Source organism: Streptomyces sp. H51, from assembly GCF_035656535.1.
In the GTDB taxonomy this organism is placed as follows: domain Bacteria; phylum Actinomycetota; class Actinomycetes; order Streptomycetales; family Streptomycetaceae; genus Streptomyces.
The window spans coordinates 23,189-46,211 of record NZ_JAYMHD010000023.1; the positions used below are offsets into that span (position 1 = coordinate 23,189).

The 23,023-nt window shown below is 70.8% G+C and carries 22 protein-coding genes; 12 read left to right on the forward strand and 10 right to left on the reverse strand.

What is annotated here, in order from left to right; all coding sequences use genetic code 11:
* Positions 1–160 precede the first annotated feature (160 nt).
* Positions 161–316, reverse strand: a complete 156-nt coding sequence (locus VKA29_RS07625) for a hypothetical protein (protein WP_324784469.1) — start codon at positions 314–316, stop codon at positions 161–163.
* 120 nt (positions 317–436) lie between these two features.
* Here VKA29_RS07625 and VKA29_RS07630 point away from each other — a divergent pair, with 120 nt between their 5' ends.
* A complete protein-coding gene (locus VKA29_RS07630; RefSeq protein ID WP_324784449.1) occupies positions 437–1,279 on the forward strand; it encodes a hypothetical protein in 843 nt (280 codons plus the stop codon).
* Between the two features lie 95 nt (positions 1,280–1,374).
* Positions 1,375–1,557 carry a hypothetical protein gene (locus VKA29_RS07635; protein WP_324784450.1) on the forward strand — a complete coding sequence of 61 codons (183 nt, stop codon included), beginning with the start codon at positions 1,375–1,377 and terminating at the stop codon, positions 1,555–1,557.
* Positions 1,558–1,578: 21 nt separating this feature from the next.
* Here the strand turns inward: VKA29_RS07635 and VKA29_RS07640 are convergent, their stop codons facing one another.
* Positions 1,579–1,917: a metal-sensitive transcriptional regulator gene (locus VKA29_RS07640; protein ID WP_324784451.1), complete on the reverse strand. Its 339-nt coding sequence runs from the start codon at positions 1,915–1,917 to the stop codon at positions 1,579–1,581.
* Between the two features lie 191 nt (positions 1,918–2,108).
* Between VKA29_RS07640 and VKA29_RS07645 the strand changes: the two genes are divergently transcribed.
* Both VKA29_RS07645 and VKA29_RS07650 read left to right on the forward strand, forming a co-directional pair.
* Positions 2,109–2,729 (forward strand): DUF47 domain-containing protein, encoded by a 621-nt coding sequence (locus VKA29_RS07645; RefSeq protein ID WP_324784452.1) that lies wholly within the window; start codon positions 2,109–2,111, stop codon positions 2,727–2,729.
* A gap of 7 nt (positions 2,730–2,736) precedes the next feature.
* Positions 2,737–3,735 (forward strand): inorganic phosphate transporter, encoded by a 999-nt coding sequence (locus VKA29_RS07650; RefSeq protein ID WP_324784453.1) that lies wholly within the window; start codon positions 2,737–2,739, stop codon positions 3,733–3,735.
* 141 nt (positions 3,736–3,876) lie between these two features.
* Here VKA29_RS07650 and pstB read toward each other — a convergent pair whose 3' ends face one another.
* The 4 genes from pstB to pstS all read right to left on the reverse strand — a co-directional run bounded on the left by pstB (position 3,877) and on the right by pstS (position 8,023).
* Positions 3,877–4,653, reverse strand: coding sequence for a phosphate ABC transporter ATP-binding protein PstB (gene pstB / locus VKA29_RS07655; RefSeq protein ID WP_324784454.1), 777 nt, complete (start codon positions 4,651–4,653; stop codon positions 3,877–3,879).
* Between the two features lie 43 nt (positions 4,654–4,696).
* Positions 4,697–5,758: a phosphate ABC transporter permease PstA gene (pstA, locus tag VKA29_RS07660; protein WP_324784455.1), complete on the reverse strand. Its 1,062-nt coding sequence runs from the start codon at positions 5,756–5,758 to the stop codon at positions 4,697–4,699.
* Positions 5,755–6,762: a phosphate ABC transporter permease subunit PstC gene (pstC, locus tag VKA29_RS07665; RefSeq protein WP_324784456.1), complete on the reverse strand. Its 1,008-nt coding sequence runs from the start codon at positions 6,760–6,762 to the stop codon at positions 5,755–5,757. The genes pstA and pstC overlap by 4 nt, the downstream gene beginning before the upstream one ends.
* 130 nt (positions 6,763–6,892) lie before the next feature.
* Positions 6,893–8,023, reverse strand: a complete 1,131-nt coding sequence (gene pstS, locus VKA29_RS07670) for a phosphate ABC transporter substrate-binding protein PstS (RefSeq protein WP_324784457.1) — start codon at positions 8,021–8,023, stop codon at positions 6,893–6,895.
* Between the two features lie 368 nt (positions 8,024–8,391).
* Here pstS and VKA29_RS07675 point away from each other — a divergent pair, with 368 nt between their 5' ends.
* Entirely contained in the window at positions 8,392–9,954 is a 1,563-nt protein-coding gene (locus VKA29_RS07675; protein ID WP_324784458.1) for an FAD-binding oxidoreductase, read from the forward strand.
* A 61-nt stretch (positions 9,955–10,015) separates the two neighbouring features.
* On the opposite strand, the gene VKA29_RS07680 is transcribed toward VKA29_RS07675, so the two are convergent.
* The 3 genes from VKA29_RS07680 to VKA29_RS07690 form a co-directional block, all read right to left on the reverse strand.
* On the reverse strand, positions 10,016–10,723 hold the full coding sequence (locus tag VKA29_RS07680; RefSeq protein ID WP_324784459.1) for a phosphatase PAP2 family protein: 708 nt from the start codon (positions 10,721–10,723) through the stop codon (positions 10,016–10,018).
* 192 nt (positions 10,724–10,915) lie between these two features.
* A complete protein-coding gene (locus VKA29_RS07685; RefSeq protein WP_420718455.1) occupies positions 10,916–11,956 on the reverse strand; it encodes an NlpC/P60 family protein in 1,041 nt (346 codons plus the stop codon).
* A 212-nt stretch (positions 11,957–12,168) separates the two neighbouring features.
* Positions 12,169–12,927 (reverse strand): trypsin-like serine peptidase, encoded by a 759-nt coding sequence (locus VKA29_RS07690; protein ID WP_324784460.1) that lies wholly within the window; start codon positions 12,925–12,927, stop codon positions 12,169–12,171.
* A 575-nt stretch (positions 12,928–13,502) separates the two neighbouring features.
* Here VKA29_RS07690 and VKA29_RS07695 point away from each other — a divergent pair.
* From VKA29_RS07695 to VKA29_RS07725, 7 genes are all read left to right on the forward strand, one after another.
* Complete coding sequence (locus tag VKA29_RS07695) at positions 13,503–14,813, forward strand: S53 family peptidase (RefSeq protein WP_324784461.1); 1,311 nt, start codon at positions 13,503–13,505, stop codon at positions 14,811–14,813.
* A gap of 329 nt (positions 14,814–15,142) precedes the next feature.
* Complete coding sequence (locus tag VKA29_RS07700) at positions 15,143–15,451, forward strand: hypothetical protein (protein ID WP_014673544.1); 309 nt, start codon at positions 15,143–15,145, stop codon at positions 15,449–15,451.
* Between the two features lie 202 nt (positions 15,452–15,653).
* On the forward strand, positions 15,654–16,478 hold the full coding sequence (locus VKA29_RS07705) for a hypothetical protein (protein ID WP_324784462.1): 825 nt from the start codon (positions 15,654–15,656) through the stop codon (positions 16,476–16,478).
* Entirely contained in the window at positions 16,468–17,805 is a 1,338-nt protein-coding gene (locus VKA29_RS07710) for a hypothetical protein (RefSeq protein ID WP_324784463.1), read from the forward strand. Before VKA29_RS07705 ends, VKA29_RS07710 begins: the two co-directional genes overlap by 11 nt.
* Positions 17,802–19,361, forward strand: a complete 1,560-nt coding sequence (locus VKA29_RS07715; protein ID WP_324784464.1) for an SCO6880 family protein — start codon at positions 17,802–17,804, stop codon at positions 19,359–19,361. The genes VKA29_RS07710 and VKA29_RS07715 overlap by 4 nt, the downstream gene beginning before the upstream one ends.
* A gap of 12 nt (positions 19,362–19,373) precedes the next feature.
* Positions 19,374–20,789, forward strand: coding sequence for an ATP-binding protein (locus VKA29_RS07720; RefSeq protein ID WP_324784465.1), 1,416 nt, complete (start codon positions 19,374–19,376; stop codon positions 20,787–20,789).
* A gap of 12 nt (positions 20,790–20,801) precedes the next feature.
* Positions 20,802–22,337: a TraM recognition domain-containing protein gene (locus tag VKA29_RS07725; protein WP_324784466.1), complete on the forward strand. Its 1,536-nt coding sequence runs from the start codon at positions 20,802–20,804 to the stop codon at positions 22,335–22,337.
* A 7-nt stretch (positions 22,338–22,344) separates the two neighbouring features.
* Here the strand turns inward: VKA29_RS07725 and VKA29_RS07730 are convergent, their stop codons facing one another.
* Complete coding sequence (locus VKA29_RS07730) at positions 22,345–22,887, reverse strand: GNAT family N-acetyltransferase (protein ID WP_324784467.1); 543 nt, start codon at positions 22,885–22,887, stop codon at positions 22,345–22,347.
* Positions 22,888–23,023: the final 136 nt, after the last annotated feature.

Here is a 23,023-nt window from a genome sequence, read left to right on the forward strand (position 1 = left end):
TTCGGCGGCGGCAGGTGGCCGGCGGAAGGCCCGGTCGCGGATCACGGAGACAGAACGACGGCGCCCTGCCGGGCCAAACGTCTCGCGGACAGCACGAGAGGCGCCCGCCGGATCCCGCCGGTTCACGCGGCGCCACCCCCTCGGCAACCCGCGGCCTTCGCTAGGGGGAGTCGCTCGCCGTCGCCGCGTGCCCTTCGGCGTCCGTGCGGGCCAGGCTGCGGGCTCGGCGGGCCGGACCGCGCCAGCCGCAGCTGCACCGGGCGACACAGAAACGGCCCTGGTCGACGGTCGTCGTGCGATGTTCCTGCTGCGCCACACCGACAACGTTACCCAGCCGAGGTGAACGGTCGTCGCGCGCGTGACGGGCTTCCCTACTCGTCGTTAACCGGACGACAGGAGGCCCGAGACGCACGCACCGGCTGGGGGTAGGCAGGCGATGGGGGAGCTGCAGCGCAGGCGGACGGTCATGGCGGCCGGGCTCGTGGTCTGGACGTGCCTGGGGACGAGCGGCTGCGCGGGCACCGGCGCCGCCGCGGACGGCCGGGCCGGGGCCGACCCGGCCGCAGTCGTGCGGCGCTCCGCCGACACCCTGGTGGACGCGGGCAGTTCGAAGGCCCGTACGTCGATGGAGATGGCCACCGGCGGCACCCGCGTCACCATCCGCGGCGAGGGCGTGTACGACTTCCGCAGGCGGCTCGGCCGGCTGACGCTGCAGCTGCCGGCGGACCCGGCCGGCGCCACCCCGCACCGGCCGATCACCGAACTCCTCGCGCCCGGCGCGCTGTTCATGAAGAACCGGGGCGCCGGCGTGCCCGCCGACAAATGGGTGCGGGTGGACACCGCGACGCTCTCCGACGGGAACCTGGTGACCGGCGGCGCCACCGACCCGTACGCCGCGGCGGCGCTGCTGCGCGGGACGCGCACGGCGGCGTACCTGGGCCGTACCGAGGTCGCCGGGATCGCGGTGCGGCACTACCGGGGCACCGCCGACCTCGCCGCGGCGGCGAAGGGCGCCCCGCGCGGGGTGCGCGCCGCGCTCGCGGCGGCCGCGAAGGGGTTCGCCACCGCCGAGGTGCCGTTCGACGTCTACCTCGACGACGAGGGCCGGGTCCGCAAGGTCCGGCACCGGTTCAGCTTCGTCAACGCGCAGCGGCGGGGCACCGTCGCGGTGTCCTCGACGACGCTGCTGTACGGCTTCGGGGCCCCGGCCGAGGTGCTTCTGCCGAAGTCCCGGGACATCTACGCCGGGAAGATCGCCGAGGAGCGGGGTCCCGCGTGAGGGCGCGCGAGGGGCGTGGAGAACTAGCCCGTCCGTGCCATGCGCGGTGCGTGGGCCGCTCCCTACTCTAGGAAGCCGGTGACGGCAGAGAAGAGGTGACGCACGTGGCTCCGGTCGGCGGTGGGGCGGTTCAGGACCACGTGGCCCTCGCCGAGATCGAGCTGTGCGGCGAACTGATCATCGCGGCCTCCGCCACGGGCGAGGACCGGCTCAGCCTGGAGAGCATCGACGAGGTGCTACGGGTCACCGAGGAACGCGACGCCGCCTGCGGCGGGTGACGCGCGTCCCGGCCGGCCCGCTCAGGAGCGCAGCAGCCGGGCGATCGCCTTCGTCGCCTCCTCCACCTTCGCGTCGATCTCGTCACCGCCCCTCAGGGCCGCGTCCGCGACGCAGTGGCGCAGGTGCTCCTCCAGCAGTTGCAGGGCGAAGGACTGCAACGCCTTGGTGGAGGCGGAGACCTGGGTCAGTATGTCGATGCAGTAGACGTCCTCGTCGACCATCCGCTGCAGGCCGCGGATCTGCCCCTCGATACGGCGCAGACGCTTGAGGTGCTCGTCCTTCTGCTTGTGGTAGCCGTGTGTCACCGGATGCCCGTCGCCGCCGGAAGGCGCCACCGCGCCGGCCTCAGTGGTCGTCATCGCGTCCTCCCGTTCGACTGATATACCCCTGGCGGGTATATGATACCGAATTTCGCGGGTAAGCGGGTCTTGGTCCGCCCCCTTGCTGATCGCTATGTCCGATGGGCGACACTGGGGACGGCCCGTAGTCGTGGCCGGATGATGCACTTAGCATCAGCCTGACCGAAACCGATGCACCCCGAGGACCCCTTGTGCGCTTTCGTCTGACCCCCAGGGAGACGAGCTTCTACGACATGTTCGCCGCTTCCGCGGACAACATCGTCACGGGCTCGAAGCTCCTGATGGAACTGCTCGGGGCGGACACCTCCGCCCGGGCCGAGATCGCAGAGCGTATGCGGGCCGCGGAACACGCCGGTGACGACGCCACCCACGCGATCTTCCACCAGTTGAACTCCTCCTTCATCACGCCCTTCGACCGCGAGGACATCTACTCCCTCGCCTCCTCCCTCGACGACATCATGGACTTCATGGAGGAGGCCGTCGACCTGGTCGTCCTCTACAACATCGAAGAACTGCCGAAGGGCGTCGAGCAGCAGATCGAGGTGCTGGCGCGGGCGGCGGAGCTCACCGCCGAGGCCATGCCGAACCTGCGCACGATGGACAACCTGACCGAGTACTGGATCGAGGTCAACCGCCTCGAGAACCAGGCCGACCAGATCCACCGCAAGCTGCTGGCCCACCTGTTCAACGGCAAGTACGAGGCCATCGAGGTGCTCAAGCTCAAGCAGATCGTCGACGTGCTGGAAGAGGCCGCCGACGCGTTCGAGCACGTGGCGAACACGGTGGAGACCATCGCCGTCAAGGAGTCCTGAGCCCCTCATGGACACCCTCGCCCTGGTCGTGACCATCGCGGTCGCGCTCTTCTTCACGTACACCAACGGCTTCCACGACTCGGCGAACGCGATCGCGACGTCCGTGTCGACGCGGGCGCTGACCCCGCGGGCCGCCCTCGCCATGGCCGCGGTGATGAACATGGCCGGCGCCTTCCTCGGCAGCGGGGTCGCCAAGACCGTCAGTGAAGGGCTGATCGCGACGCCCGAAGGCTCCACGGGGATGGCCATCCTGTTCGCCGCGCTCGTCGGCGCGATCACCTGGAACCTGATCACCTGGTACTTCGGCCTGCCCTCCTCCTCGTCCCACGCGCTGTTCGGCGGCATGGTGGGCGCGGCGCTCGCGGGCAGCACGACCGTGCACTGGAACGGCGTCCTGGACAAGGTCGTCATCCCGATGTTCCTGTCCCCGGTGGTCGGCCTGGTCGTCGGTTACCTGGTCATGACGACGATCATGTGGATCTTCCGCGGGACCAACCCGCACAAGGCCAAGCGCGGCTTCCGCATAGCGCAGACCGTCTCGGCGGCCGGCATGGCCCTCGGTCACGGTCTGCAGGACGCGCAGAAGACCATGGGCGTCGTGGTGATGGCACTGGTCATTTCCGGCCACGAGACCTTCGGCGACCCGATCCCGGTGTGGGTGAAGATCGTCTGCGCCCTGATGCTGTCCCTGGGCACCTACGCGGGCGGCTGGCGCATCATGCGCACCCTGGGCCGGAAGATCATCGAACTGGACCCGCCGCAGGGCTTCGCCGCGGAGACCACCGGCGCGTCGATCATGTTCACCACCGCGTTCCTGTTCAAGGCGCCGATCTCGACGACCCACGTGATCACCTCGGCCATCATGGGCGTCGGCGCGACGAAGCGGGTGAACGCCGTGCGCTGGGGCGTCGCCAAGAACATCGTCATGGGCTGGTTCATCACCATGCCGGCGGCCGCGCTGGTGGCGGCGGGCGCCTTCGCACTCATCGACCTCGCCGTCCTGTGACCGGCACTGTCGCCGGCTTAGGCAGGCACCGCACCTACGACGCGGGCCCGCCCCCTGCCGGGGGCGGGCCCTTCATCGTCCTCGCGGTGGCACCGCCATGCAGCACCGCGAGGCGTCTCGGTGGCGGCCTCTCGGGCCGGTCTAGCCGAAGCGTCCGGAGATGTAGTCCTCGGTCGCCTGGACGGACGGGTTGGAGAAGATGCGCTCGGTGTCGTCGATCTCGATGAGCCGGCCCGGCTGGCCGACGGCCGAGAGGTTGAAGAAGGCCGTACGGTCCGAGACGCGCGCCGCCTGCTGCATGTTGTGCGTCACGATGACGATCGTGAAGCGCTCCTTCAGCTCGCCGATCAGGTCCTCGATGGCGAGGGTGGAGATCGGGTCGAGGGCCGAGCAGGGCTCGTCCATCAGCAGCACCTTCGGCTCGACCGCGATGGCGCGGGCGATGCACAGACGCTGCTGCTGACCACCGGACAGGCCCGAACCGGGCTTGTTGAGGCGGTCCTTGACCTCGTTCCAGAGGTTGGCGCCCTTGAGCGACTTCTCGACGATGTCGTTCAGCTCGCTCTTCTTGTGGCTGCCGTTCAGGCGCAGGCCCGCGGCCACGTTGTCGAAGATCGACATCGTGGGGAACGGGTTCGGGCGCTGGAACACCATGCCGATCTCGCGGCGCACCGACACCGGGTCGACGCCGGCCCCGTACAGGTCCTCGTCGTCCAGCATCACCTTGCCCTCGACCCGGCCGCCCGCGGTGACCTCGTGCATGCGGTTGAGGGTGCGCAGGAACGTCGACTTGCCGCAGCCGGAGGGGCCGATGAAGGCCGTCACCGAGCGCGGTTCGACCGTCATCGAGATGTCCTCGATCGCCTTGTGGGAGCCGTAGTAGGCGGTGAGCCCGCTCACGTCTATTCGCTTGGCCATGACTACTTCACTTCCGTCAGTCTTCAGTCGCCGGTTGGCCGCGTCAGCGACCGGTCTTCGGGGCCTTCCAGCGGGCGATGCCGCGGGCCACCAGGTTGAGGATCATCACGAAGGCGATCAGGGTGAGCGAGGCCGCCCACGCCCTGTCGTACGCCGCCGTCGAACCCGAGCTGTTGGCGTACTGCTGGTAGATGTAGAGCGGCAGCGCCTGCTGCGCGCCCTCGAAGGGGTTCGTGTTGATGAACGAGTTGCCCCACACCAGCAGCAGCACGGGCGCGGTCTCGCCCGCGATACGGGCGACGGCCAGCATGACGCCGGTCGTGATGCCGCCGATCGAGGTCGGCAGGACCACCTTCAGGATGGTGCGCCACTTCGGGATGCCGAGCGCGAGGGACGCCTCGCGCAGCTCGTTCGGGACGAGCTTGAGCATCTCCTCGGTGGAGCGCACGACCACCGGCATCATCAGGATGGCCAGCGCCAGCGAGCCGGCGAAGCCGAACGGCTGCATGTCGAAGATCAGCATGAGGCTGAGGATGAACAGACCGGCGACGATCGACGGGATGCCGGTCATCACGTCGACGAAGAAGGTGACGGCGCGGGCGAGGTTGCCGCGCCCGTACTCGACCAGGTAGATCGCGGTGAGGATGCCGATCGGCGCGGCCATCAGGGTGGCGAGGCCGACCTGCTCCAGGCTGCCGAGGATGGCGTGGTAGATACCGCCGCCGGGCTCGGCGTCGGTGACGACGCCCATGGAGTGGGTCAGGAAGTAGACGTCGAGGACCTTCACACCGCGGGAGAGGGTCGTCCACACCAGGGAGACCAGCGGCACCACGGCGAGCAGGAAGGCCACCCAGACCAGGGCGGTCGCGATGCGGTCCTTGGCCTGGCGGCGGCCCTCGACGCGGGCGGCGATGCCGTACGTGCCGAGGATGAAGAGGATCGCGGCGATCAGGGCCCACTGGATGCTGCTGTGCAGTCCGGCGGCGGCGCTGATGCCGATGCCCACGACGGCCGACCCGGCGGCGACCGCCCACGGGAACCACTTCGGCAGCTGGGCGCCGCGCAGGGTGCTGGGGCGCTTGTCGGCGATGGCGGCGTGGCTCATGCGTTGGCCCCCGAGTACTCCTTGCGGCGGGCGATGATCATGCGCGCCGCGCCGTTGACCAGCAGGGTGATGACGAACAGGACCAGGCCGGAGGCGATGAGCGCGTCGCGGCCCTGCTCCGTCGCCTCACCGAACTTGGAGGCGATGTTCTGGGCGAAGGTGCCGCCGCCCGGGTTGAGCAGGCTGCCGTGGATCAGGAAGTCCGGGGAGAGCACGGTGGCGACGGCCATCGTCTCGCCGAGCGCGCGGCCGAGGCCGAGCATCGAGGCGGAGATCACACCGGAGCGGCCGAAGGGCAGCACGGCCATGCGGACCACCTCCCAGCGCGTGGCGCCGAGGGCGAGGGCCGCCTCCTCGTGCATCTGCGGGACCTGGCGGAAGACCTCGCGGCTCACGTTGGTGATGATCGGGAGGATCATGATCGCGAGCAGGATGCCCACGGTGAGCATCGAGCGGGGGGCGCCGCCGTCCCAGGAGAAGACGCCGGTCCAGCCGAAGTAGTCGTTCAGCCAGCCGAAGAGGCCGTTCATGTGCGGGACCAGGATCAGCGCGCCCCACAGGCCGTAGACGATGGACGGCACGGCGGCGAGCAGGTCGATCACGTAGGCGATCGGGCCGCGCAGTCGGCGCGGGGCGTAGTGCGTGAGGAACAGCGCGATGGCGACCGCGATCGGTACCGCGAGCACCATGGCGATGATCGAGGAGATCACCGTGCCGAACGCCAGTACGGCGATGCCGAACTTCGGCGGGATCAGGTTGGTGTTCCACTCGAAGGTGGTGAGGAAGTTGCCCTCGTCCTTGCTGATCGCGAGCGATGCGCGGTAGGCGAGGAAGACCGCGATCGCGGCCATGATCACCAGCAGCAGGATGCCCGACCCACGGGACAGACCGAGGAAGATCCGGTCGCCGGGCCGGGTGGCGCCGCGGGCCGCGCGCTTGTGCTCAGCGTCGGCCGGCGGGGATACGGAAGGAGGAGCCTGGGTGTTCTGTGTGGTTATGTCCATCGGGTTCTCCGGTCTGCGGACCCGCACGCGATGTGCGGCTCTGCGGAGCCGTACTCGGTGTGCGGCTCCTGGCGGCGGTGCACCGGACGGTGCGGTCCGGCCCGGGTGACCGGGCCGGACCGCACTCGGATCAGCTCAGGCCCTCGATGGTGGTGCGGACCTTGGTGATGATGTCGGCGGGGATGGGGGCGTACTTGAGGTCGGTCAGCATGCCCTGGCCGTCCTCGGAGGCGATGTAGCGCAGGAAGGACTTGACGTTCGGCAGAGCGTCGGCCTTGGTGCCCTTGTCGCAGACGATCTCGTAGGTGACCAGGGTGATCGGGTAGGCGCCCTCGGCCTTGGTCGCGTAGTTCAGCTGCAGCGAGAGGTCCTTGCCGGTGCCGACGACCTTGGCGTCCGCGATCGCCTTGGTGGCGCTGTCGCTGCTGGGCGCGACCGGGGCGCCGGCGCCGGTGTCGATGCTGACGGCCTTGACGCCGTCACCGACGTAGGACAGCTCGAAGTAGCCGATGGCGCCGTTGGTCTGCTTGACCTGCTGGGCCACGCCGGAGGACTGCGCGGCGGACTGGCCGCCCTTGGCCTGCCAGGCCTTGCCGCCCTCGTACTTCCAGTTGTCCGGAGCGGCGGCGATCAGGTACTTGGTGAAGTTGTCGGTGGTGCCGGACTCGTCCGAGCGGTGGAACGCCTGGATCTTCAGGTCGGGAAGCTTCGCGCCGGGGTTCAGCTTCTTGATCGCCGCGTCGTTCCACTTGGTGATCTTGCTGTCGAAGATCTTGGCGAGGGTCGGGGCGTCCAGCACCAGGTTGTCCACGCCGGAGAGGTTGTAGCCGACCGCGATCGGACCGCCGACCATCGGCAGGTCGATGCCCTGGCCGCCGGAGCAGACCTTCTTGGAGGCGGCGACCTCTTCGGGCTTCAGCGCGGAGTCGGAACCGGCCCAGGCGATCTGGCCCTGCGTGAAGGCGGTGACGCCGGCGCCGGAGCCGCCCGCCTTGTAGTTGATCTGCACGCCACAGGCCTGCGAGAAGTTCTTCACCCAGGCGTCGACCGCGTTCTTCTGCGCGGAGGAGCCGTCGGACAGCAGCTGCCCCTTGGCGTCGTCGCACTTGATCGAGGAGGCGCCCGCGGTCGAGGAGGCGCTCTTGCCGCCCTCCTTGCCGCCACCGGTGTCGTCCGAGCCGCACGCCGTGAGGGCCAGGGCGCCGGAGACGGCGAGAGCACCGAGAGCGAGGGCCCGCCGGTTCATGCGCTGAAGCTTCACTTGAGGGAGTTCCTTCCAGGAGCCGCCGACCTGAACCCGGCGGCGTGCGAAGACTTGGTGATGCGGACGCGTCCTGCGACGGACGCCCCGCATCGCGTAAGGCCGAAATTAGGCAGATCAGGTGAAGGCGCCTATGGCCGTAAATGAACGCAAGGTGAACCCCTGCGGTCGGTGCGGTTAGGTCACGGAACGCTTACGAGGAGGGCACGCACAGATTCCGGTGACGGCGGACCGGGGACCGCGCACCCGCACGCGCGTGCGAACGTCTCGTACGGATCACCGATCGCGTCTCGAACGGATCACCGACCGCTGGAACCCGGGGAGCCGACGGGCCGTCTCGTTCCAGGAGAGCCGACAGGAGGCGCTACATGGAACGGCGTACGTTCATATCGGGCGGCGCGGCCGCGCTCGCGGCGGCCGCGACGGCCGGGTGCAGCGGCGGCGGCCCCGCGGACGCCTCGACCCGCACCGTCTCGGCGTCCTCCTCCGGCCTGCCGGTGCCGGCCGGCCACGCCCCGGCCACCGGCGCGAGCTGGTCCGCCCTCGCCCGTGACCTGGACGGCGTGCTGGTCCGGCCGGGAGAGGCACGGTGGGCCACCGCGCACCAGTTGTACAACACCCGCTTCGACGGCCTGAAGCCCGCCGCGGTGGCCTACGTCGCGCACGCCGACGACATCCGTACGACGCTGGCGTACGCCCGCTCCCACGGCATCCGCGTCGCGATCCGCAACGGCGGCCACTCCTACGCGGGCTGGTCCTCCGGCAACGGCAGGCTGATCGTCGACGTCTCGAAGCTCAGCGGCGTACGGGCGAGCGGCGGCGAGGCGGTCGTCGGCGCCGGCGCCAAACTGAAGGACGTCTACCGGGCGCTCGCCGCGAAGGGCGCGACCATACCCGCCGGATCGTGCCCCACGGTGGGCGTCTCCGGCCTGGTGCTCGGCGGCGGCCACGGCGTGGTCTCCCGCGCCTACGGGCTGACCTGCGACAGCCTCACCGGGGCGACGCTGATCACGGCGGACGGCAGGCAGCTGACCGCGGACGCCCGGGAGAACAAGGACCTCTTCTGGGCCCTGCGCGGCGCGGGCAACGGCAACTTCGGCGTGGTGACGGAGCTGCGCTTCCGCACCCACCCGGCGCCGCAGGCCGTGACGGGCTATCTGACCTGGCCGTGGGCGAGGGCGGCCGCGGTGGTCGCGGCCTGGCAGGAGTGGGGACCGGGCCAGCCGGACGAGATCTGGTCCTCCCTGCACCTGGCGAACTCCCCGGGCTCCACCCCGACCGTCTCCGTCGCCGCCTTCTCCCTCGGCACCTACGGCGAGCTGCAGAACGCGGTGGACCGCCTCGCCGACCGGGTGGGCGCCCCGGCGTCGAGCGTCTCCCTGCACCGCAGGGGCTACCAGGAGTCCATGGAGCTGTACGCCGGCTGCTCCTCCTTCTCCACGCGGGCCCAGTGCCACCTGCCCGGCTCGACGCCGGGCCGCGACCCGAGGGGCGCGCTGAAGCGGGAGACGTACGCGGCGCGTTCCGACTTCTTCGACCGCTCGCTCTCCTCCGCGGGCGTGCGCACCCTGCTCGCCCAGCTGACCTCGGTGCGCGGCGGCTCCGGCAGCATCGCCCTGACGGCACTCGGCGGCGCGGTCAACCGCGTCCCGCCCACGGCGACCGCCTTCGTCCACCGCCGCTCCCGGATGCTGGCCCAGTACCTCACGTCCTGGCCGGCGAGCGGCTCGGGCACCACGGCGCGTTCCTGGCTGGCGTCGGCCCACGACGCGATGAGGCCGTACGCGTCCGGAGCGGCGTACCAGAACTACACCGACCCGGCGCTGACCAACTGGCGCCAGGCGTACTACGGTGACGCGGTCACGCGCCTGACCCGGCTGAAGAAGCAGTACGACCCGAACCGCTTCTTCACCTACCCGCAGGCGCTGTAGGCACCCGCGCCGGCACCGCGGGCACCCGCCCCCGGACGGCTGCGGCGGACCATGTCGGCCGCTACGCGGCCAGGTCCCGTTCCTCGGAGCCCATGGCTCCCTCGCGGGTGCCGGCGAGCACCGCGTCCCGGCCCGCGCGGGAGCCGCCCCGGGCCCGGATCAGCAGCCCGGCGCGCGGCGACCGCTCCACCGCCTTCATCAACGGCGTCAGCAGGGCCATCGCCAGCGGCAACAGCAGCAGGGCCACCGCCGTGCCGAGCGCGAACCCGCCCACCACGTCCGTCGGGTAGTGCACGCCCATGTAGACCCGGCAGAACCCCTCCAGCAGTGCCAGCCCTATCCCGACGAGCCCGAACTTCCGGTTGGCGACGAAGAGTCCGACGCCCATGGCCATGGTGATCGTCGCGTGGTCGCTGACGAAGGAATAGTCGGTCTTGCCGGAAACCAGGACGTCCAGCCCCTGGTGCTGCAGGAAGGGCCGGGGCCGCTCGACGAACCCCCGTATCGGCACGTTCACCAGGACCGCGATCCCGGCCGCCAGCGGCGCCCACACCAGCGCGGCCACGGACGACGCCGCGTCCTCGGCGCCCCGCCGGCGCACCGACCACCAGCACCACAGCACCAGGAGCACCATGGCGAGCAGCAGCCCGTACTCCCCGACGTACTCCATGATGCGGTCGAACCAGTGCGGGGCGTCCTTGGCCAGTCCGTTGATGTCGTAGAGCAGGTCGACGTCGGGGTTCGACCCGGATTCGGCGAGTCCAGCCATGGTGCTGCGGCCCCTTCGTCGTCTCTCCCGGCGCGCCCTTGCGCGCGCCGCTCCTGCCACCCCCGTGGTCCGGCTACGCAAACAGGAACGCACGACCCTCGTCGATACGTTCCACCCTCCACCGAATGATCACGCAGACGTTATCGAAGAGAGACTCATCGCCGCAGCTCAGGGGGTTGGTTCACGCTCGGTTCACACCGTGGTGGGCAGCGCTTTCGCGCCATCCTCGGTGACCCGGGTGGCCCCGAAGTAATCCGGGGTGTCGATCGGATCGAACCGGATCACCGCGCCCGTGCGCGGGGCGTCGATCATATAACCGCCGCCCACATAGATTCCCACGTGCCGGATGGCGCGGGAGTCGGTGAGGTCGTCCGAGAAGAACACCAGGTCCCCCGGGAGCAGTTCGTCCCGTGCGGGGTGCGGCCCGGCGTTGTACTGGTCGTTGGCGACCCGCGGCAGGGTGACGCCGACGCTCGCGTACGCCGCCTTCGTCAGTCCCGAGCAGTCAAAACGCCCGCCGTCGGCGGCGGTTCCCTCGCCGCCCCACAGGTAGGGCGTGCCGAGCTTCTTCTGCGCGTAGGCGATGGCCCCGGCCGCCTGCTCGGACGGATCGACCCGGCTGACGGGCGCGGCGAAGCTCTCCTCGAGCGTCGTGATCGTCTTGACGTAGTTCCGGGTCTCCGCGTACGGCGGCACGCCCCCGTACTTGATCACCGCGTAGGCCCCGGCGTTGTACGAGGCCAGCATGTTCTCGGTCAGGTTCCCGGGCACGTCCTTCACGTACGAGGCGAGCTTGCAGTCGTACGACGCCGCCGACGGGATCGCGTCCTCCGGGTCCCACACGTCCCGCTTGCCGTCGCCGTTGCCGTCGATGCCGTGCGTGGCCCAGGTCCCGGGGATGAACTGCGCTATCCCCTCCGCCGCGGCGGCGCTCCTGGCGTTGGGGTTGAAGCCGCTCTCCTGGTAGAGCTGGGCGGCGAGCAGGGCGGGGTTGATGGCGGGGCACAGGTTGCCCCACTTCTGCACGATGTCCGAGTAGACCGCGGGCACGGCCCCCTTGGCGAGGGCCTTGGTGCCGCCGCCGACGCCGCCGGTCAGGTTGCCGGCGACCACGTACACCCCGACGACGAGCAGCATCACGAAGGACAGCGCGGAGCCGACCGCAACGGTCGTCACGATCCATGCCTTACGCACCGTCAACCGCCCCTCGCCGTCCGGGAGTCCGTCGCCCACGTCAGTGTAGGGGCGGGTCCGGCGATCCGGGGTGATCACGCGGAAGGAGAAACGGACCCCTGAGGGCTCCGGCAGGACCCTGGAGGGCTCTGACGGACGCTGGAGGGCTCTGACGGGCGCTGAATGGCTTCAACGGGCTCTGGAACGGCCCTGCCAGGCACTGGAGGGCACTGGAGGGCACTGGAGGGCGCCCGCCGGGTCCCCCGTGGAACTCAACGTCCTCCGGACGCCTCCCGGTACAGCTCGGCGGCCTCCGCGCCGAGCACCGCGCTGTAGGAGACGTCGGCGGTCGACCCGCCCCGCTCGTGGCCGCCGAGGACGCCGACCACCCGGTCGTCGCCGTCGACCCACGGGCTGCCGCTGGTGCCGCCGGTGAGGTCGGGGCACTCGATGCGCTGCTGGGTGCGGCCGTACGGGGTCGGCCGCTGGGTGCAGCCGACGGGGACCTCGAGTGCGTCGGGATACCCGGTGACGGTCACGGGGGTGGCCCCGGTCGCCGTCCCGGTGGTGAACCGGTTCCCGCCGACGACGTCCTCGACGCCCCGGCCCCCCTGGTCCTCGAGGACGGCGAAGCCGACGTCGCTGTCCTCGTCGCGGCCCTCGCTCCACCCCCCGGGCACGAACCGCTCCCGTATGCGCCAGACCCCGTAGGGGGCCGCGCCGTCCCGGTACCCCGGCACGAAGGTCAGGTCGCCGCCCCCGCCCAGACAGTGCGCGGCGGTGACGATGAGGTCGCGGTGCGGGCTGCGCACGACGGAGGCCGTGCAGAAGTGCCCGTCGGCGCCGAACAGGGCCCCGACCCGCGCGCTGTGCGCCGCGCCGGGCACGACCGCGGTGACGCCGAGCGGCCCGGGGCCGTCGTCGGCGGCGGCGAGGGAGGCGGAGGTGAGAGCCGGCACGAGCAGCATGACGGCCAGGCACACGGGGCCGACCGTACGAGAGGCGCGCTTGCGCTCCGGCGACACGGTCATGGCGGCTGCCTCTCGTCCCTCCGTCTCACCGGCTGTACGGAACCACCTGCACGAACGGCGTCGCCGGGACACCCGGCGTCCCCTCCACGGTACCGGCGCCCGCCCCGGCTCGCCTCTCCTCGCACCGGACCACCCGGCCGGCACCCGGCCCCCAGGGGCTTCCCGGCCTCCGGAGACGGGGCGCAGCGCGGGCACCGGCGCGTACCGGAAGCCGTCCTCCCCGGTTCCGGCAGCCCCTCCTCCACCTGCCCCCGTCCCCGCCACCCGCCACCCGCCACCCGCCACCCGCCACCATGACGATCCACGCCGCCTCGGCCCCACGGCCCCCTGTGGGCCGCCCGTGCGTCCGGTCAAGCCGCGGCCAACGCCCCGCCATCCGACCGTCATCGCCGGGTAAGCACACAACTCCCCCGAGTAATGCGGACGTCAGAGTTCCACAACCGGCCTTGTTGTCGCGTACCCAACAAGCCAGGGTTCTCGGCGGGCCGCCGCCCGCCGTCGGGGACCCCGTACCGACGGCCTCGCACCCGCACCGCCCCTGTTCACTCCGACCAGGAACACCAGGAGGCTGCACGATGCGTTCCGCTCCCCCCGACAGGCTTCCCGCGCCCAGCCGTTGGCGCCGTCTCGGCACGGCCGCGGTGGCCACGGCCACCCTGCTGCTCACCGGCATCGGCGCCGCCGCCCAGGCCGGCGCAGCCCCGACGGCCACCCCGTCGAAGGCGACCTGGACCGCGACGCCCTGTTCCACCCCCCGGCACCAGGGCGAGCTGGCCTGCGACTCCTTCCGCGTCACCGGCGGCCTGACGGCCTACCAGAAGCAGCAGGCCAGGAGGACCGGCGTCACCCCCAAGGCCGCCGACGCCTCCACCCCGTCCGGCTACGGCCCGAGCGACCTGCGGTCCGCCTACGGCCTGACCGCGGCCGCCGCCTCCAACGGCTCCGGCGAGACCATCGCCATCGTCGACGCCTATGACGACCCGAACGCCGAGGCCGACCTCGCGAAGTACCGCTCCTACTACGGCCTGCCCACCTGCACCACCGCCAACGGCTGCTTCAAGAAGGTCGGCCAGACCGGCTCGACGACCTCCCTGCCCTCCGCGGACTCCGGCTGGGCCGAGGAGATCTCCCTCGACCTCGACATGGCGTCAGCCGTCTGCCCGAACTGCAACATCCTGCTCGTCGAAGCCACCTCCGCCACCATGGCCAACCTGGGCACCGCGGTGAACCGCGCGGTCACCCTCGGCGCGAAGTACGTCTCCAACAGCTACGGCGGCTCGGAGTCCTCCTCCGACAGCTCCTACGACTCCGCGTACTTCAACCACCCCGGCGTCGCCATCACCGTCAGCGCCGGCGACAGCGGCTACGGCACCGAATACCCGGCCGCCTCGAAGTACGTGACCTCCGTCGGCGGCACCGCCCTGTCCACGTCGTCCACCACCCGCGGCTGGACGGAGACGGTCTGGAAGACGTCCGGCACCGAGGGCACCGGCTCCGGCTGCTCCTCCTACGACGCCAAGCCCAGCTGGCAGACCGACACCGGCTGCACCAGGCGCACGATCTCGGACGTGGCGGCGGTCGCCGACCCGGCCACCGGCGTCTCGGTCTACGACTCCTACGGCATCACCGCCGGCTGGTACACCTTCGGCGGCACGAGCGCCTCGGCGCCCATCATCGCCGGCGTCTACGCCCTGGCCGGAACGCCGTCCAGCGGCAGCTACCCGGCCGCCTTCCCCTACGCCAAGGCCGGCACCGCCGCGCTGAACGACGTCACCAGCGGCAACAACGGCACCTGCTCCACCGCCTACCTGTGCACGGCCCGGTCGGGGTACGACGGCCCGACCGGCTGGGGCACCCCCGAGGGCGTGTCCGCCTTCACCGGCTGACCGCCCCCGCACGAAGGGGCCCCGGCAAACCGCCGGGGCCCCTTTCGCGTGAGACCATCGTCCCGGACATCTCACCCGACCAGCCGTCAGAAACCCCACCAGGGCATAAGGAAGGTCAACGACGGAACCACACGGAGGTTCCGCCCAGGCCTCATTGCCCGGCGTGACCGGCCATGATACACAGAGTGACCGGACCATGCTTTTCGTACGAACCCGCAAAGCAATGACGCCAAGTCGACATGCGGCGGCGACATTGTCAGCGACAATGGGCCTGACCTCTGCACTACCGCAGGGGACTGCGGAACTACCCACCAGGGGCGGTGACTTACATGCTCTTTGCGGCCGACAAGGGAGACATCAACACCATCATCGGCGGGATCGCTCCGGACTGGGGCCCCTTCGGCAGCCTGGGCAACGAGGCCAAGGTGATGATCGAGGTGGTCATGGCGGTCGCCATCCTGCTCTGCCTCGGGATCGCCGTATGGGGCGCCGCGAAGCAGCGCATCGGAGCCACCGCCCTGCGCGACACCTTCAGCGCGGAACAGGGCAAGGGCCTGATCATCGCGGGCCTGACCGGCGTCTTCATCATCGGCTCGCTCGGCACGCTGTTCACCATCGTGTACGGCATGGCCGTCTGACGGCCCGCCCGTCCCTCCGGTCCCTTCCGGGCACGCCCGGTCCCCTGCACCCCCACCCACCCGTCGTGCCCACCGGCTGAGGTTGCGTCTCCCTGATGTCGAGTCACCACACCGCGTCCGCGCGGCAACCAGCACGGCTACCGTCGTACTCCGACATGTTTCTGCACGACTTCGCGCACGACGTCGAGGGGGCGTACGCGGCATGAGTCTCGGAGACGAGCACGAGGCCTCCGGCGGTTACGGCGGCACGGGCCAGACCCGTACCCGGCTGCCCGGAGGCGGCGACGTGTACGGGGGTGCCCGGCGCGGCGGCCGGTCGTCACGGAGCCTGGTCACGGTGGTCGGGGTGGTGATCCTGCTGATCGCCGCGATCGCCTTCGCGAACCGTGGAGGCGACGATTCCTCCTCGGCCGGCGGAGCCGAGGACAAGCCGGAGACGGCGGCGACGGCAGCCACCGGCACGAAGCCGGTCCAGTCCAAGACCTCGGACATCCCCACCGGCTTCGCCCACGACGAACAGGGCGCACAGAGCGCGGCGGCGAACTATGCGACGGTCCTGGTGTCTGCCGACATCCTCAAACCGGCTCGGCGAGGCGAGATCCTTCAGCAGGTCTTCGTCGCCAACCAGCGGGCCTCGCTTCAGGAACGGCTGAACGCGGCGTACTCGAAGGACTTCCTGAGCAAGATCGGTCTCGACCAGAACGGCAACGCGGCCGCAGGCCACACCTACGTGTCACGCACCGTGCCGATCGGCACCGAGGCCACCGCATACTCGGACACCACGGCAACGGTCGAGGTCTGGTGCACCGGGCTGTACGGCACAGCCGGAGAGGATTCGACCAATCCGGTGACCAGCGACTGGTTCACCATGACGCTGCAGCTTCGCTGGGCGAACAGCGACTGGAAGGTCGACAGTTTCTCCCAGAAGGACGGCCCCGCGCCTGTCCCCGGGGACAACAAGGCATCCAGCGCCGACGAGATGGCCAAGGCCGTCGAGCAGTACGGAGGCTTCACCTATGCCCGGTAGCCCGCGACGCGTACTCAAAGTGGCCGCCGCTGTCACAGCCATGCAGACGACCGCCGTGCTGCTGGCCACTCGCGCCGCAGCCGCGCCCACTCCGTCGCCGACGGCGTCGGACGACAAGTGTGATCTCATCGTCGGCCCCGCCAAGCGATACTGCGAACGAGGCAGCGGCGACAAAGGCTCCACCGGCACCACCACCCCCAGCCTCACCTCCACCCTCGACCCCCTCTCCTCCCTCGGCAAGGGCTGTGCCGACGCCGCCTCCTGGACCGTCGACAAGCTCAGCGGGGCCGTGAAGGACACCGCGAACGTCGACTTCACCAACGCCAAGTTCCTCCAGCAGTACGCCGTCGTCTTCGCCGCGTCGACGATCCTGACGCTGCTGCTGTGGCTGCTGGCCGTGGCCAAGCGGGCCGTCCGCGGCGTGCCGCTGACCACCGCCATCTCGGAGGCGATCGGCTTCCTCTGGCTGACCGTGCTGGCGTCGGCGTTCACGCCGCTGATCCTCTACACCGTGGTCTCCGCGACCGACGGCGTCACCGACGTGCTGGCGAAGACGACCGGCGACCAGACCGACACGTTCTTCGGCACGTTCTCCGGCGCCCTGGACAAGGGCGACGACATCGGCGGCGGCCCGATCATGCTGATCGTCGTGTCGCTGGTCAGCATCCTCGCCGCCGGCGTCCTGTGGCTGGAGCTGGTCATCCGGGCCGCCCTCCTCTACGTCGGCGCCCTCCTCGGCACCGTCGTGTACGCCGGCCTGGTCGACAAGAACCTGTGGGGCCACGTCCGCCGCTGGGCGGGCATCATGATCGCCGTCATCCTGGTCAAGCCGGTCATCGTGATAGTGCTGGGGCTGGCCGGCGCGCTGTCCACCGACGACGGCCCCGACTCCTTCTCCGCCGTCGTCTCCGGCCTCGCGATCATCCTGCTGGCCATCTTCGCCAGCGCGATGATCTACCGCTTCGTCCCGGGCTTCGGAGACGAGATCGCCGGCTCCCGCAACAACCGCATCATGCAGGGCGCCGAAGGCAAGGCCGCCGCGGTCATCAGCTCCCCGGCGACCCTCGTCGCCCAGGGCATCAAGACGCACAGCACCCGCGCCAACGACGGCGGAGGCGGCGGCCAGTCCGCCTCCGGCGGCGCCCGCCCGGCCAACCCTGCCACCGGCGGAGTCGCCGCGCACAGCTCCCGCACCCCGACCGGTGGCGGCGGGTCCGTCCCCTCCGCCGCACCCGCGCCCCGCTCCAGCAGCAGCGCGGTGAACACCCCGCACGCCAGCAGCACCCGCAACAGCAGTACCAACCGCACGGGAGGTGAAGGGCGTTGACGACCGAGTCCCACCTGTCCCATCCGGTCACGCCCCGCCGTACGTATCTCATCGGCCGCGCCCGGCCGAACGCGATCGTCGGCCGCAACCGCGAATCGGGCGAGATCGCGCTGATCATCGTCGGCGCGTTCCTCGGCATGATGTGCGGGCTCCTCGTCCCGGTCCTGCCCCTGCGCATCGTGCTGCTGACGGGCTTCCCGCTGCTCGCGCTGGCCGCGGTCTACGTGCCGTACAAGCACCGCACGTTCTACAAGTGGTTCGAGATCAACCGCAGTTACAAGCGGACCCTGCGGCAGGGCACCACCTACCGCTCCGGCGCCGTGGAGGCCGGCACCCGCCTCGACGGCCGCGAGGTCGAGATCGGCCCGCCGCCCGGCATCGGCCGCATCAGCTGGCTGGCCGCCCCCTTCGGCCCCGACGAGATCGCCGTGCTCCTGCACGCCGACCGCCGTACGGTCACCGCGGCCATCGAGATCGAGGGCCCGGGCGTCGGCCTGCGCGACTCCGAGGACCAGGAAGCCCTCGTCGACCGCTTCGGCACCCTCCTCAAGCACGTCGCCAACGGCGACGGCTTCGTCACCCGCCTGCAGATGCTCGCCCGCACCCTCCCCGCCGACCCCGACGCCCACGCCAAGGACGTCGCCGTACGCGGCGACGACAAGGCGCCGGGCTGGCTGCGGCAGTCGTACGACCAGTTGCAGTCCATGGTGTCGACCAGCAGCGAGCAGCACCGCGCCTACCTGGTCGCCTGCATGCACTACACCCGCGAACTCGCCGCCGAGGCACAGGCGATGGCGCGGGCGGCACGGCCGCACGGCGGACGCAAGCTCGACCGGGACGCCGGACTGGCCATCGTCATGGCCCGCGAGCTCACCGACATCTGCTCGCGCCTGCAGGAGGCCGACATCCGGGTGCGCCAGCCGCTCGGCCAGAGCCGCCTGGCCTCCCTCATCCACTCCATGTACGACCCGGACCACCCGATCGACCACATCCAGGCGATGACCAAGCGCAACGCCTGGCCGGCCGAGCTGGACGCCATGGAGCCCACCTACCTCCAGGCCAAGACCCGCGAGTCCTCCACCCGCGCCCCCTGGTGCCACGCCACGGCCTGGGTGAAGGAGTGGCCCATGACCCCGGTCGGCGTGAACTTCCTCGCGCCGCTGCTGGTCCACACCCCGGACGTCATCCGGACGGTCGCCGTCACGATGGATCTCGAGCCCACCGAGGTAGCCATCGAACGCATGCTGACCGAGAAGACCAACGACGAGGCCGAGGCGTCCCGCGCCGCCAAGATGAACCGGACCGTGGACCCGCGCGACGTGGCCGCCCACACCCGCCTGGACCAGCGCGGCGAGGACCTCGCCAGCGGCGCGGCCGGCGTCAACCTGGTCGGCTACATCACCGTCTCCTCCCGCTCCCCCGAGGCCCTGGCCCGCGACAAGCGGACCATCCGGGCCTCGGCCGGAAAGTCGTACCTGAAGCTGGAGTGGTGCGACCGCGAGCACCACCGCGCCTTCGTGAACACGCTCCCGTTCGCCACCGGCATTCGAAGGTAGAGGCTGCTGAAGATGCGGGATCCGCTGTCCGTCCTCACCGACGCCTTCACGTCCTTCCTGTTCGGGAAGGTCGAGACGACCCGCCTGCCGGTACGCACCTCCACGGGCCAGGCCCAGGCGGTCTACCTGCCGACCGCCGCCCCCGGCCTCGGCGACTCCGGCGTGATCATCGGCCGCGAGGTGTACTCCGGCAAGGGCTACATCTACGACCCCTTCCAGCTGTACGGCCAGCAGCTCCCGGCCCCGCACTGGCTGGTCCTCGGCGAGTCCGGCAACGGCAAGTCGGCGCTGGAGAAGACCTACGTCCTGCGCCAGCTGCGGTTCCGCGACCGCCAGGTCGTCGTCCTCGACGCCCAGGGCGAGGACGGGGTGGGCGAGTGGAACCTCATCGCCGAGGAGCTGGGCATAACCCCCATCCGGCTCGACCCGACGGCCGCCCTGGACATGGGCATCCGGCTCAACCCGCTGGACCCGGCGATCACGACGACCGGGCAGCTGGCGCTGCTGCGCACCATCATCGAGGTCGCGATGGGCCACGGCCTCGACGAGCGCTCCGGCTTCGCGCTGAAGGTGGCGCACGCCTTCGTCAACGAGTCGATCACCGACCGCCAGCCGGTCCTGACGGACATCGTCGAGCAGCTGCGGCACCCCGAGCCGGAGTCCGCCGAGGCGATGAACGTCGACATAGACGACGTACGCGCGTGGGGCCTGGACGTGGCACTGGTCCTCGACCGTCTCGTCGACGGCGACCTGCGGGGCATGTTCGACGGGCCGACGACGGTCGGCATCGACCTCGACGCCCCGCTGATCGTCTTCGACCTGTCCCACATCGACCGCAACTCCATCGCCATGCCGATCCTCATGGCGATCGTCGGCGTGTGGCTGGAGCACACCTGGATCCGCCCCGACCGGAAGAAGCGCATCTTCCTGGTCGAGGAGGCCTGGCACATCATCAACAGCCCCTTCGTGGCGCAGTTGTTCCAGCGGCTGCTGAAGTTCGGCCGCCGCCTGGGCCTGTCCTTCGTGGCGGTCGTCCACCACCTGTCCGACGTCGTCGACGGAGCGGCCGCCAAGGAAGCGGCCGCGATCCTGAAGATGGCGTCGACCAGGACGATCTACGCCCAGAAGGCGGACGAGGCACGGGCGACCGGCCGGGTGCTCGGTCTGCCCCGCTGGGCGGTGGAGATCATCCCCACCCTCACCCCCGGCATCGCCGTGTGGGACGTCAACGGCAACGTCCAGGTCGTCAAACACCTGATCACCGAGACCGAACGCCCGCTGGTGTTCACCGACCGCGCGATGACCGAGTCGTCGAACGACCACCTGGCGGACGACGCCCTGCACGCCGCCGAACTGGAGGCGGAGGAGCGCGCGGCGGCCTTCGTGGAACATCACCTCGACGGCTCGTCCGAGTCCACGGTGGCGTAAGGAGGGGCAGTGGTGAGACCCGAAGAGGGCCGGCGGGACGGTCAGGGAGGCATCCCGGACGGACTGCTGATCGGCCTGCTCGCCTTCCTCCTCGGCATGACCCTGCTGGTGTGGACCGCCACCGGGCTCGCCGGTCTGCTGGCGCACGGCGCCTGGCCGGACGGCGTCCGCTTCGCCCGCACCCCCCTCGCCATGCGCCACCTCATCGGCGCGCCGCACGACGTCCCCGGCGCCTGGCCGGACACCCCGGCCGGGCAGCTGTCCGGGTACGGGCTCTTCTGGGGCCTGTTCATCGGCCAGTTGATGGTGCTGTTCGTGCTGACCGTGTTCACCATGGGCACGCTGGCCCGCTGGCGGGCCGGCCGCCTGAAGCGGCGCGCACAGCGCACGGCGGCACCCGGAAGGGCCACCACGGCCACCCAGCGGCTCCCGGAGGCCCAGGAGGAGCCCCCGGGGCCGTACGACGACACCCGGCCGCCACGCCACGAGGTGCCCACGCCCCGCACGGCCCCGGCCGCCGCGGAACTCCTCCACCCGGCGGCCCCCGCGACCGTGCCCTCCGCCCCCCTGCCGTCCACGTCCGCGCCTGCCACGCCCCGGTTCGGCGGCGAAGGCACCGGCGGATGGGACAGGGCCGTCGTGGCGACGAGGGAGGCCCGCCGGGCGACCGCGGCGCAGGCGGTACGCGACGCGGAGGGCCCCGCCCTCGTGGTCACCTCCAACCCCGCGGTCTGGTCGGACACCAAGGACGCCCGCGCCAAGCTGGGCCCCGTCCACCTCTACGACCCCGCCCACCGCTGCGACACCCCGGCCCGCCTCCACTGGTCCCCGACGGCGGGCTGCGAGGACAAGCAGACGGCCGCGGCACGGGCGGCGGCGATGCTGGCCCCGGTCCGCCCCACGGCCAAGCTCGACCAGGCCGTGGCGGCCACCGCGGAGACCCTCCTGCGCAGCTACGTCCACGCCGCCGCCGTCGACGGCCGCACCGTCCGCCACGTCCACCGCTGGTCCCAGGGCAAGCAGATCCAGGACGCGGTCCGCATCCTCCGCACGAACCCGAAGGCGGCCCCCGGCTCGGCCGGCGAACTCGAGGCCGCGCTCACCGCGCACCCCGAACGACGCGACATGGCCCAGGAACTGACCAGCCGTGCACTGTCGTCCCTCTTCACCGTCAACGTCCGCGAGGCGTGCACTCCCAACCGAGCGGATGCCCTCGCCTTGGATTCCTTCGTCCACGAAGGGGGCACGCTCTATGTCGTGGGGGAATCCGTCGAGGACCCCAGGACCGATCCAGGCGCGATGCCACTCCTGACGGCCCTCGTCTCCAGCGTGGTCGACGGCGGCCGGCGCATGGCCGAACGGTCATCCTCCGGTCGCCTCGACCCACCACTGACGCTCGTCCTGGACGACGTCGCCGCAGTGGCGCCGCTCCCCCAGCTCCCGGACCTCCTGTCCACCGGAGCCGACGCCGGCCTGCCCACCCTGGCCCTGCTCCGCTCCCGCGAACAGGGCCGCAGCCGCTGGCCGCACGACGAACTCCCGGTGTGACCCTTCGCTAGCGCTCCAGAACGTACTCGAACTCCGTCTCGCCGGGCGCCTTCTCCAGCGGCACGACCCGCCCGCTCGGTTTGAAGCCGACCCTGCCGTAGAACCGCTGGGCTCGTGTGTTGTCCTCGTGCACGATCAGCCGCACCCGTTCGACGCCGGCCTGCCACGCCCACTCCAGCCCGTCCTCGAACATGACCTCGGTCAGCCCGATCCCCCGGTATTCCGGCCGCACGTACACCCCGACGACGTGTCCCTGCCTCCGCTCCACGGGGAACCCGGCCCAGTCCGTCGTGCCCGGCTCCTCGACCAGTACCGTCAGCGTGCCGACCCAGTCGCCGTCCGGCCCCTCGGCGATGATCTGCTGCGCCCCGGTCGCGTCGTGTGCGGCCTGGGCGGCCAGCTGCTGCCAGTAGGAGTCCGGCCTGGCCAGAGCCTGCTCGTACGTCTCCACGAAGGCCATGTGCGCGACCGGGTCCTGGAGCGCGGTCAGCCGCAGTGCCTTGGCCGTCGGCCACTCGTCGGACCGGATGGAGCGGATCAGACAGTTCATACGGCAACTGTAGCCAGAAACGCAAAAAGGCCCACACCGATTTACGGTGTGGGCCTTTTTCAAGAATTGTTCGGCGGCGTCCTACTCTCCCACAGGGTCCCCCCTGCAGTACCATCGGCGCTGTAAGGCTTAGCTT

Bases quoted from the DNA above. Each gene is read 5' to 3' on its own strand.
- VKA29_RS07730 (WP_324784467.1), bottom strand. From the start codon at position 22,887: ATGAACTGTCTGATCCGCTCCATCCGGTCCGACGAGTGGCCGACGGCC.
- VKA29_RS07640 (WP_324784451.1), bottom strand. From the start codon at position 1,917: ATGACGACCACTGAGGCCGGCGCGGTGGCGCCTTCCGGCGGCGACGGG.
- VKA29_RS07695 (WP_324784461.1), top strand. From the start codon at position 13,503: ATGCGTTCCGCTCCCCCCGACAGGCTTCCCGCGCCCAGCCGTTGGCGC.
- VKA29_RS07690 (WP_324784460.1), bottom strand. From the start codon at position 12,927: ATGACCGTGTCGCCGGAGCGCAAGCGCGCCTCTCGTACGGTCGGCCCC.
- pstB (WP_324784454.1), bottom strand. From the start codon at position 4,653: ATGGCCAAGCGAATAGACGTGAGCGGGCTCACCGCCTACTACGGCTCC.
- VKA29_RS07700 (WP_014673544.1), top strand. From the start codon at position 15,143: ATGCTCTTTGCGGCCGACAAGGGAGACATCAACACCATCATCGGCGGG.
- VKA29_RS07680 (WP_324784459.1), bottom strand. From the start codon at position 10,723: ATGGCTGGACTCGCCGAATCCGGGTCGAACCCCGACGTCGACCTGCTC.
- VKA29_RS07720 (WP_324784465.1), top strand. From the start codon at position 19,374: ATGCGGGATCCGCTGTCCGTCCTCACCGACGCCTTCACGTCCTTCCTG.
- VKA29_RS07630 (WP_324784449.1), top strand. From the start codon at position 437: ATGGGGGAGCTGCAGCGCAGGCGGACGGTCATGGCGGCCGGGCTCGTG.
- VKA29_RS07710 (WP_324784463.1), top strand. From the start codon at position 16,468: ATGCCCGGTAGCCCGCGACGCGTACTCAAAGTGGCCGCCGCTGTCACA.
- pstC (WP_324784456.1), bottom strand. From the start codon at position 6,762: ATGGACATAACCACACAGAACACCCAGGCTCCTCCTTCCGTATCCCCG.
- VKA29_RS07705 (WP_324784462.1), top strand. From the start codon at position 15,654: ATGAGTCTCGGAGACGAGCACGAGGCCTCCGGCGGTTACGGCGGCACG.
- pstA (WP_324784455.1), bottom strand. From the start codon at position 5,758: ATGAGCCACGCCGCCATCGCCGACAAGCGCCCCAGCACCCTGCGCGGC.
- VKA29_RS07675 (WP_324784458.1), top strand. From the start codon at position 8,392: ATGGAACGGCGTACGTTCATATCGGGCGGCGCGGCCGCGCTCGCGGCG.
- VKA29_RS07650 (WP_324784453.1), top strand. From the start codon at position 2,737: ATGGACACCCTCGCCCTGGTCGTGACCATCGCGGTCGCGCTCTTCTTC.